This is a genomic window from Citrobacter sp. VF227 (assembly GCF_052950715.1).
Map to the genome: position 1 here is coordinate 1 of NZ_JBRFVF010000195.1, position 568 is coordinate 568.

Genomic DNA, 568 nt, shown 5'->3' on the forward strand with positions numbered 1-568 from the left:
GTTAGTCATAGAGCGATACGTTTATCGGATAGAAAGCATTTAAAACACGTTCGGTATCAAATAAGTTATTTTGACAAGATACCTAGAGACGTTGAAGATGACTTAATACTTAATTCAATTTCAGACGCATTAGAAAAAGCCAATTTAAATACAACAGAATGGATAGAAATCATTGAAACCGACGATGAAGTAGATGATACAATTTTTCATTACATCATTGAGGTATCTATTTGATGAGTGACGTATTTGGTTTTGATGAAGCTATACAAGATTTAGAACGATATTCATCACGAGCTAATAATATAAATGAAAAGGTGTATCAAGAAGGCATCAAAATGCGTGACGATGCACGTAATATCGCACGTGGATTAGGCTTGTATAAAACTGGTAAAGGTGTCAGTGGTATTGATATTGAAAGAGTTTCAAATGGTGTTGAGATTGGTTGGTCAAATCGACCTAATTTTCATTTATTTTTTCATGAGTTTGGCTTTCATGCTACTGGGCGTAAAAAAGGTAAAAGACATACTTCACGATCAAGTAAAGGTAAACGAAAGCGTAGGTATAAGAC

2 protein-coding genes are annotated in these 568 nt (G+C 33.8%); both read left to right on the top strand.

What is annotated here, in order from left to right:
• The coding region (locus ACU8YC_RS25855; protein ID WP_446896089.1) for a hypothetical protein at positions 1-234 on the top strand (234 nt) is incomplete at its 5' end.
• On the top strand, positions 234-568 hold a 335-nt coding region (locus ACU8YC_RS25860), incomplete at its 3' end, for a hypothetical protein (RefSeq protein WP_446896090.1). The genes ACU8YC_RS25855 and ACU8YC_RS25860, both read left to right, overlap by 1 nt.